Origin of the sequence: Pseudomonas sp. KB_15 (genome assembly GCF_052114525.1) — a bacterium.
Classification (GTDB): domain Bacteria; phylum Pseudomonadota; class Gammaproteobacteria; order Pseudomonadales; family Pseudomonadaceae; genus Aquipseudomonas.
This window is the reverse complement of the sequence record NZ_JBFREX010000093.1, coordinates 1-7392: the sequence shown is the minus strand read 5'-3', so window position 1 is coordinate 7392 and position 7392 is coordinate 1. Positions and strand designations below refer to the sequence as shown.

The 7392-nt window shown below is 63.1% G+C and carries 8 protein-coding genes; all 8 read right to left on the bottom strand.

Going from position 1 to position 7392, the window contains the following annotated elements; translation table 11 throughout:
• Positions 1-375: 375 nt before the first annotated feature.
• The 8 genes from AB4Z35_RS29770 to AB4Z35_RS29735 all read right to left on the bottom strand — a co-directional run bounded on the left by AB4Z35_RS29770 (position 376) and on the right by AB4Z35_RS29735 (position 7106).
• Positions 376-939: an NUDIX hydrolase gene (locus AB4Z35_RS29770; RefSeq protein WP_442101125.1), complete on the bottom strand. Its 564-nt coding sequence runs from the start codon at positions 937-939 to the stop codon at positions 376-378.
• Position 940: 1 nt separating this feature from the next.
• Positions 941-1693 (bottom strand): GntR family transcriptional regulator, encoded by a 753-nt coding sequence (locus tag AB4Z35_RS29765; protein ID WP_008003966.1) that lies wholly within the window; start codon positions 1691-1693, stop codon positions 941-943.
• 89 nt (positions 1694-1782) lie between these two features.
• On the bottom strand, positions 1783-2172 hold the full coding sequence (locus AB4Z35_RS29760) for a carboxymuconolactone decarboxylase family protein (RefSeq protein WP_007991919.1): 390 nt from the start codon (positions 2170-2172) through the stop codon (positions 1783-1785).
• Between the two features lie 19 nt (positions 2173-2191).
• A complete protein-coding gene (locus AB4Z35_RS29755; protein ID WP_442101124.1) occupies positions 2192-3586 on the bottom strand; it encodes an NAD-dependent succinate-semialdehyde dehydrogenase in 1395 nt (464 codons plus the stop codon).
• Between the two features lie 75 nt (positions 3587-3661).
• A complete protein-coding gene (locus AB4Z35_RS29750; protein WP_007978701.1) occupies positions 3662-4147 on the bottom strand; it encodes a flavin reductase family protein in 486 nt (161 codons plus the stop codon).
• A 12-nt stretch (positions 4148-4159) separates the two neighbouring features.
• On the bottom strand, positions 4160-5641 hold the full coding sequence (locus AB4Z35_RS29745; RefSeq protein ID WP_442101123.1) for an aldehyde dehydrogenase: 1482 nt from the start codon (positions 5639-5641) through the stop codon (positions 4160-4162).
• Positions 5638-6471: an alpha/beta fold hydrolase gene (locus AB4Z35_RS29740; protein WP_442101122.1), complete on the bottom strand. Its 834-nt coding sequence runs from the start codon at positions 6469-6471 to the stop codon at positions 5638-5640. The genes AB4Z35_RS29745 and AB4Z35_RS29740 overlap by 4 nt, the downstream gene beginning before the upstream one ends.
• Before the next feature lie 44 nt (positions 6472-6515).
• On the bottom strand, positions 6516-7106 hold the full coding sequence (locus tag AB4Z35_RS29735; protein ID WP_007978708.1) for an amino acid synthesis family protein: 591 nt from the start codon (positions 7104-7106) through the stop codon (positions 6516-6518).
• Positions 7107-7392 lie beyond the last annotated feature (286 nt).

Below are 7392 nucleotides of genomic sequence, written 5' to 3'. Positions count from 1 at the left end.
CTTAGGCTCGGGGTTCCTTCGCTCCGGCATTCATCCGGGGGCATCGCCTCCGGTCGGCTTCGCTCGACCTCCTCTCGATGTGTTCGGCTGCGCCGAACGGCGCTGCGCGCCTCCCCCCGGATGAACGCCTCCACTCAGCCTGCCGAGGGGGCGGGTGGATCAAGATCAAGAGCTGCAGGCGAGCTAACGCTCGGCCTGATGAGTGGTGAAGAGCATGGGTGTACGCAGCCCTGCTTTTGCTCTGCTCTTCTGTAGGAGCGAGCCTGCTCGCGATGGACGTCAACGATAACGCGTGCTGTCTGCTTGATCGCGTTGTTCAGACGTTTTTCGCGAGCAAGCTCGCTCCCACAGGTGGCCGATCAAAATCCGCAGCTATCAGCGAATAAAGTGAATCTTCCCGCTGTCGTCATTGCCCATGTAGATGCCATACACCCCAGCCTGGCGCTCCTCGATATAACGCTCAAGAATCTGCCGGATCGCCGGGTAGTAGATGCTGTCCCAGGGAATCTCCTCAGGCGCGAAGAATTTGTAGTCGAGGGTCTCCGGGCCGTACTGGCCGGTGATTTCCAGCGCGATGGCGCGGAAGATGATGTACACCTCGCTGATCTTCGGCACGCTGAAGATCGAATAGGGCGAGAGGATTTCTGCGTGCACGCCGCTTTCTTCCCAGACTTCGCGCAAGGCCGCCTGCTCGGTGGTCTCGCCGCTTTCCATGAAGCCCGCGGGCAGGGTCCAGGTGCCAGGGCGCGGCGGGATGGCGCGCTGGCACAAGAGGTACTTGCCGTCCTGCTCGATGATGCAGCCGGCAATGATCTTCGGATTGACGTAATGGATGTAGCCACAGCTGCGGCACATCAGGCGCTCGTGCGTATCGCCCGGCGGCAGCTGTGACCTGAGGTCATTGCTGCCGCACTTGGGGCAAAAGCTCGGGCTGAACATTTCAGCGACCTATGCGCGGTTCTTTCAGCGCGATGGGCAGGGTGATCGCCGGGATGTCGCCGGTTTCTTCCTGCTTGCGCTTGAGGTAGTCCAGGGCCACGGCAGCGGCAGCACGCACGTGGTCGACGCAAGCCTGGTGGGCGGCCAGCGCATCGCCGCTCTTGATCGCTTCGACCATGCGTTCCATTTCCTGGTTGCTGGCGCCGCGACGGTTTTCCTGGGACACCGAGGTCGCGCGCAGGTAGCTGATGCGTGCCTGCAACTGGCGTAGCTGAGTGGCCGCGACATGGTTGCCCGAGCCTTCGAGCAGCACATCGTAGAAACCCTGCACCGAGTCGATGACCTGTTGCAGTTCGCCGTCTTTCAACGCCTTGCGGTTTTCTTCCAGGGCTTTTTCCAGGGCCTTGATGTCCTTGGCCTTGGCGCGCAGGGTGAACAGTTGAACGATCAGCCCTTCGAGCACGCAGCGCAGCTCGTAGATGTCCACGGCATCGGCCAGAGTAATGATCGCGACGCGCGGGCCCTTGGCATCGGCGAATTCCACCAGGCCTTCGGATTCAAGGTGACGCAAGGCTTCGCGCACGGAAGTACGGCTGACGCCCAGGCGATCGCACAGATCGCGTTCGACCAGACGGTCTCCCGGCAGGAGCTGGAAGTTCATGATGGCGCTTCGCAGTTTATCCAGCACGATTTCGCGCAGGGTAACGGGGTTGCGATTGACCTTGAAGCTGTCGTCGAGTGGCAGGCGTTTCATGGGGTCCGCTCTGATTGTGGCTGTCCATGCAAAAAAGAGCACTTCGATTACGGGAATCCCTGTGCTCGGTCAGATCAAACAGCCAAGGGTTAACTGGAGGCCTCGGCATCGGCTTCGGCGAAGGCTTCACGGGCGAGCCGGAAACTGTCTACGGCAGCGGGGACACCGCAATAAATGCCGACCTGAAGCAATATTTCGCGTATTTGCTCACGACTCAGGCCGTTACGCAAGGCGCCGCGCACATGCAGCTTGAGTTCATGGGGCCGGTTGAGGGCCGAGATCATCGCCAGGTTGATCATGCTGCGTTCCTTGAGGGACAAACCCTCACGGCCCCAGACATGACCCCAACAATACTCGGTGACCATCTCCTGCAAGGGGCGGGTGAAGTCGTCGGCGTTCTCGATGGAGCGATTGACGTAGGCTTCGCCCAACACCTGGGTGCGGATCTTCAGGCCTTTTTCATATTTTTCGTTGTTCATCTGCGTAGCTCCCCTGGGCTCAAAGGCCGCCCATCAAGGTGTATTTGAGTTCCAGGTAATCCTCGATGCCGTACTTCGACCCTTCACGGCCCAGCCCCGAGGACTTGATGCCGCCAAAGGGCGCGACTTCGGTGGAAATCAGCCCTTCGTTGATCCCGACCATGCCGTACTCCAGCGCCTCGCTCATGCGCCAGGCGCGGCCCAGGTCGCGGGTGTAGCAGTAGGCAGCGAGGCCGAATTCGGTGTCGTTGGCCATCTCGACGGCCTGGGCCTCGGTGTCGAAGCGGAACACTGCTGCCAGCGGACCGAAGGTTTCTTCCTTGGCGACTTTCATCTGTGTGGTGACCGCCGCGAGCACGGTCGGCTGGAAGAAACCGTTGCCCAGCGCATGACGTTCGCCGCCGCACAGCAGTCGTGCACCCTGGGCCAGGGCGTCTTGCACGTGCTCTTCGACCTTGGCCACGGCACGCTCGTTGATCAGCGGGCCTTGGGTGACGCCTTCTTCGAAGCCGCTGCCGACCTTGAGTTGCGAAACCCGCTCGGCCAAACGCGCAACAAAGGCGTCGTGGATGCCGGCCTGCACCAGGAAGCGGTTGACGCAGACGCAGGTCTGTCCGGCGTTGCGGAATTTGGCGATCAGCGCGCCGTCGACGGCACGCTCCAGATCGGCATCGTCGAAGACAATGAACGGCGCGTTGCCGCCCAGTTCCAGTGAGACTTTTTTCAGCGTCGGTGCGCACTGGGCCATCAGCAGTTTTCCGATGGCGGTGGAACCGGTGAACGACAGTTTGCGCACCAGGCTGCTGCTGGTCAGCTCGCCACCGATGGCGATGGCATCACCGGTGATCACATTGAAAATGCCCGCTGGGATGCCGGCCTGTTCAGCCAGCGCGGCCATGGCCAGCGCCGAGAAGGGTGTTTCCGGAGCCGGTTTGACGATGCACGGGCAACCGGCGGCCAGCGCCGGGCCGGCCTTGCGGGTGATCATCGCCGCCGGGAAATTCCACGGCGTGATGGCCGCGACCACACCAATCGGCTCCTTGCTGACCACGATGCGCGCATCGCCCTTGTGGCTGGGAATGGTGTCGCCGTAGATGCGCTTGGCCTCTTCGGCGAACCACTCGATGAAGCTCGCGGCGTAGAGAATTTCACCCTTGGCCTCAGCCAGTGGCTTGCCTTGTTCGAGGGTGAGGATTTCGGCCAGGGCGTCGGCGTTTTCCAGCATCAAGGCATGCCAGCGCTTGAGCGTATTGCTGCGCTCCTTGGCAGTCAGCGCGCGCCAGGCCGGCCAGGCCTTGTTGGCGGCGTCGATGGCCAGGCGCGCGTGCTCGGCGCCGAGGTTCGGCACCTGGCCGATTCGTTCACCGGTGGCCGGGTTGAAGATGTCCTGACAGGCGCCATGCGGCGCGTCCATCAGGCGCCATCCATGTTGGATGTGCCGGCCTCTTCGCGAGCAAGCCCGCTCCCACAGGGGGATTGTGTAGAGCCATCAAGCCAGGGCGGGCAGCGGGCCCAGCTTGCCTTTGTGGTAGATCATCGGCGTCACCGGTTGCTCGGGCAGGATCAGGTTCTTCACCGCGCCGACGATGATCGCGTGATCACCGCCGTCGTATTCGCGCCACAGTTCGCACTCGATGATCGCCGTGGCCTTGGCCAGGATCGGGTTGCCCCGTTCGCTCAAGTGCCACTCGATGCCTTTGGCCTTGTCCTTGCCTTTACCGGCGAAGGCATAGGCTTCGGCGGTCTGCTCGGCGGACAGCAAATGAATCGCGAACTGCTTGCTGTCACGCAGTACCGGGTAGGTGTCGGAACCGTAGTTGGGGCAGAACAGCACCAGTGCCGGGTCGATCGACAGCGCACTGAAGGCACTGGCGGTGATGCCGACGATGCCGCCGTCCGGGTCCAGGGTGGTGACCACCGTGACCCCGGACGGGAACGAGCTCATCACGTCTTTGTAAATGCCGGGTTCGATCATTTTCCAGGACTCCTAGCGCATCACGAATGGATCAGGCATCGGTGCCTGGGACAGGTTGATCCACACCGTTTTCAGCTCGGTGTAGGCCAGCACCGAATCGATGCCGCTTTCGCGTCCATAGCCGCTGTTCTTGAAGCCGCCGATCGGCGCCATGGCCGAGACCGCGCGGTAGGTGTTGACCCAGATGATCCCCGAGCGCACATCCCGGGCCAGGCGATGGGCACGGCCCAGGTCGCGGGTCCAGATGCCGGCGGCGAGGCCGAACTGCGAGTCGTTGGCAATCGCCAGCGCTTCGGCTTCGTCCTTGAAACGGATGACCGAGGCCACCGGGCCAAAGACTTCTTCCTGCATGATCTTCATCGAGTTGCGGTCGCACTCGAACAGCGTCGGTTCGTAGAACCAGCCGTCGCCCAGATTCTCCGGACGCTTGCCGCCCAGGCGCAGACGCGCACCTTCGGCGATGGCATCGGCCACCAGGCCTTCGACCACGGCCAGTTGTTGCGCAGTGGCCATCGGGCCCATCTCGCTGCTGTCGTCCTGCGGGTTGCCGATGCGGATGCGCCGGGCGCGCTCCACCAGGCGAGCGACGAACTCGTCGTAGATTTCGTCCTGCACCAGCAAGCGCGAACCGGAGACGCAGCTCTGCCCGGAGGCGGCGTAGATCCCGGCGATGGCGCCGTTGATCGCGCTGTCGAGGTCGGCGTCGGCGAAGATGATGTTCGGCGATTTGCCGCCCAGTTCCAGCGACAACTTGGCGAAGTTCTCCGCGCTGCTGCGCACCACATGCCGCGCCGTCGCCGCGCCGCCGGTGAAGGCGATCTTGCGCACCAGCGGATGGCGGGTGAGGGCGGCGCCGGTGCTCGGGCCGTAGCCGGTGACGACGTTGACCACCCCCGGTGGAATCCCGGCTTCCAGGGCCAGGCGCGCCAATTCGAGGATGGTCGCCGAGGCGTGTTCCGACGGCTTGATCACGATGGTGTTGCCCGCGGCGAGCGCCGGGGCGAGTTTGATTGCGGTCAGGTACAGCGGGCTGTTCCACGGAATGATCGCGGCAACCACGCCCATGGCTTCGTGCACGGTGTAGGCAAACAGGTCCGGCTTGTCCAGCGGCAGGGTGCCGCCTTCGAGCTTGTCCGCCAGGCCCGCGGTGTAGTGGAAGAACTCCGGCAGATAGCCCACCTGGCCGCGGGTTTCGCGGATCAGCTTGCCGTTGTCGCGACTTTCCAGCTGTGCCAGTTGCTCTTTGTTTTCGGCGATCAGGTCGCCCAGGCGTCGCAGCAATTTGCCGCGAGCGGTGGCGGTCAGACCGCGCCAGGCCGGGCCGTCGAAAGCCGTCTGCGCTGCCTGCACGGCGCGTTCGACGTCGGCTTCGTCGGCATCGGGCAATTCGGCCCAAGGCTCGGCCAGCGCCGGGTTGAGACTTTGAAAGGTCTTGCCGGACAGGGCATCGACCCATTCACCGCCGATGCACATCTGGAAGCGTGCGAGTGTCATGCAACGATCCCCTTGATCTGGTTTTGTTGGGAGTGCGCGGCCTGCAGAAACTCCAGCAGCAGCTGGTTGACCAGGCGCGGCGATTCTACGGGCATCATATGCCGTTGCTCGGCGAGGACGGCAACGGTCGCACCGGGAATGCGTTCGGCCAGTTGCCGGGCCATTTCCGGGGTCGAGCCGGGGTCCAGTTCGCCGGTGGCGATCAGCGTCGGCACCCGGATGCTGGCCAGGTCGTCGGCGCGGTACATGTCCTGGGTGGCGAACAATTCGTAAGTGGTCAGGTAACCCTGAGGGTCATTGCCGGCCAGGGTCTGGCGAATCGCGGCGATCTGCGCCGGGTTCGCTGCCTGGTATTCACGGCTGAACCAGCGCGACAGCGCCGCTTCGGCATTGGCGTCCGGCCCGTGTTCGGCGGCCTGACTGGTGCGGGCGATGACCCCCGCGCGCTGTTCGGCGCTGCGGTTGAACACACTGTTGAGCACCACCAGGCCTTCCAGGCGTTGCGGGTAGTGCAGGGCAAACGCCCGCGCTACCAGCCCGCCCATGGAAAAGCCGATGACCGTTGCCTTGGGCAATTGCAGGTGGTCGAGCAGCTCCAGCAACTGGTCGGCATAGCCGAGCAGCGGCGTGCCGATCGAAGGGCGCGGGCTGGCGCCATGGCCGAGCATGTCGTAGGCGATGACGCGGTACTTCGTGGCCAGGCCAACGATCTGGCCGCCCCACATTTCTTTGTTCAGGCCCACGCCGTGGATCAAGACCACGGGCTGGCCTTGGCCGGTCGCCAGGTAACTGGTGCCAGCCGGGGTGAGTTCAGCGGTGAGCCGAATCATGGAGCGCTCCTGCAATGCCTTCTTGTTGTCGTTCTACTGGCCGGTTACTGGGCTTTTTCGGCGGCCAGTTCTTCCAGGTCGATGTAGCGGTTGCCGATGCGCGGGTGCAGGCGGCCGCCGTCGGCGCAACCCAGGACCACGACGATTTCGTCGGCACGCGGTGCGTCTTCGATCTGCATTTCCAGGGTGATGTAGTGCGAACGCAGGCCTTCGTCGTCCTTGTGCATCATCGGGATCTGGATCGAGGTGCCCGGGCCGCCGCGCTTGTTGGTGAAGCTCAGGTAGCTCTTGGCCTTGACMGCTTCGCGGTAATGGTTGCCGAAGCGCAGGGTGTGGATCACCGCAGAAGCGTGTTCGATTTCGCCATCGGCGCCGACCACGGCAGCCTTGCCATAAGCCTCGATCTTCTCGGCGCCGCCAATGATGCCCACCAGGCGCTCGACCATCAGTGCGCCGAGGTCGGAGCAGTTGGCGCGGATCTGTGGTTTCAGGTCTTCGACGAAACCGTTGCCCAGCCAGGGGTTTTTCATCACCACGGCCAGACCGACCATGGTCACGGGCTTATCGGTGGCTTTGCCGCCTTCAATAAAGGTTTCTTCGACATAGCTGACGATCTTGCGGATTTCGAAACTCATGAGCTGCTCCGTAGAGGTTTTGGGTGTCTGTGCGTCTGATGGTATACCATAATACCGGAAGCACAAGTCCCCGAACGGAGTTTCTGGCTGGATGGCGATAAAAAGGAGCCAGGCCGATCAGTTAAGCGGTAGTGCGATCTGTAGCAGCTGCCGAGCCYGCGAGGCTGCGTTCGGCTGCGAAGCAGTCGTAAAATCAGTCATTGCGGTACGTCAGGCAGGCCGCGTCAGCTGGACTCACGACTGCTTCGCAGCCGAACGCAGCCTCGCGGGCTCGGCAGCTGCTACA

Coding starts and splice junctions, on each gene's coding strand:
- AB4Z35_RS29750 (WP_007978701.1), bottom strand. CDS start 4,147: ATGATCGAACCCGGCATTTACAAAGACGTGATGAGCTCGTTCCCGTCC.
- AB4Z35_RS29765 (WP_008003966.1), bottom strand. CDS start 1,693: ATGAAACGCCTGCCACTCGACGACAGCTTCAAGGTCAATCGCAACCCC.
- AB4Z35_RS29755 (WP_442101124.1), bottom strand. CDS start 3,586: ATGGACGCGCCGCATGGCGCCTGTCAGGACATCTTCAACCCGGCCACC.
- AB4Z35_RS29740 (WP_442101122.1), bottom strand. CDS start 6,471: ATGATTCGGCTCACCGCTGAACTCACCCCGGCTGGCACCAGTTACCTG.
- AB4Z35_RS29770 (WP_442101125.1), bottom strand. CDS start 939: ATGTTCAGCCCGAGCTTTTGCCCCAAGTGCGGCAGCAATGACCTCAGG.
- AB4Z35_RS29745 (WP_442101123.1), bottom strand. CDS start 5,641: ATGACACTCGCACGCTTCCAGATGTGCATCGGCGGTGAATGGGTCGAT.
- AB4Z35_RS29760 (WP_007991919.1), bottom strand. CDS start 2,172: ATGAACAACGAAAAATATGAAAAAGGCCTGAAGATCCGCACCCAGGTG.